The sequence below is a fragment of the Aestuarium sp. genome (assembly GCF_023253315.1).
Lineage (GTDB): Bacteria > Pseudomonadota > Alphaproteobacteria > Rhodobacterales > Rhodobacteraceae > Marivivens > Marivivens donghaensis.
The window spans coordinates 1-953 of the sequence record NZ_JALRGW010000110.1 but is presented as its reverse complement, the minus strand read 5'-3'; the positions used below and the strand labels follow the sequence as shown (position 1 = coordinate 953).

The following is a 953-nucleotide window of genomic DNA, read 5'->3' as shown; positions in this document are numbered from 1 at the left end:
AGACCGCGGTCGACACGATCTTCGTCGGTCGCGACCGAGCCTACAACCGCCGGTTCCAGCAGATGTGCAGCCATTACCTCGTCGATCCCGTCGCTTGCACCCCGGCATCCGGCTGGGAGAAGGGACAGGTCGAGAACCAGGTCGGCGTTGTCCGGAATGGCGCCCCCTTCAAGGACTGGGACCTGCCGCCGGCGATCAGGCGCGTGCAGCGCAAGCTTGGCAAGGTGCCGAACGGCGACCGGCAGATGGTTCAGATCCTGAGCATGATCCCGATCGATGGACTGGATGCGGTGGATGCTGCCTGTACCGAGGCCCTAAGCGAAAGGGTCCCCGCAGCCTCGGTCGTCATCAACATCTTGGCCCGGCATCGGGAGCCATCACCGCCGCTGACCATCGATACGCCGGCCGCGTTGCGACTGACCTGCGAGCCCGTCGCCGATTGCAAACGCTACGACAGTCTCAGGAGACCCAACCATGGAAAGATCACAGGTGCTGGACGCGATGAGCCAGCTGAAGCTCTACGGCATGAAGGCCGCCTACGATGAGATCATCACCACGGCGGTGAAGCGTCAGCACGAACCACAACAGATCGTCGGCGACCTGCTAAATGCCGAGATCAGTGAGAAGCAGGCGCGCTCGATCAAATACCAGATGACGATCGCCAAGCTGCCTCTGGCGAAAGAGGTCGACGAGTTCAGCTTTGAAGAGACGCCAGTCAACGAGACGCTGGTGCGCGATCTGGCCGCCGGGGAGTTCCTCGAACAGCAGCGCAATGTCGTGCTCATCGGTGGCACCGGGACTGGTAAATCGCACCTGGCCGTCAGCATCGCCCGGGCCTGCATCCGGCGCGGCAAGCGGGGGCGCTTCTTCAATGTCGGGTCTATCCCAACAAAGGTACGTAACCCACCACAGGAATTTCTGCGTTGACCTGCATTCATGCGCTTTTCGTTGAT

2 pseudogenes are annotated in these 953 nt (G+C 61.6%); both read left to right on the top strand.

Annotated elements, in window-relative coordinates:
* Positions 1-545: pseudogene (locus tag AC1QQ2_RS14460) on the top strand (IS21 family transposase); the annotation flags it as partial.
* Positions 475-876: pseudogene (gene istB / locus AC1QQ2_RS14455) on the top strand (IS21-like element ISPkr1 family helper ATPase IstB); the annotation flags it as partial. The pseudogenes AC1QQ2_RS14460 and istB, both read left to right, overlap by 71 nt.
* Between the last annotated feature and the right edge of the window lie 77 nt (positions 877-953).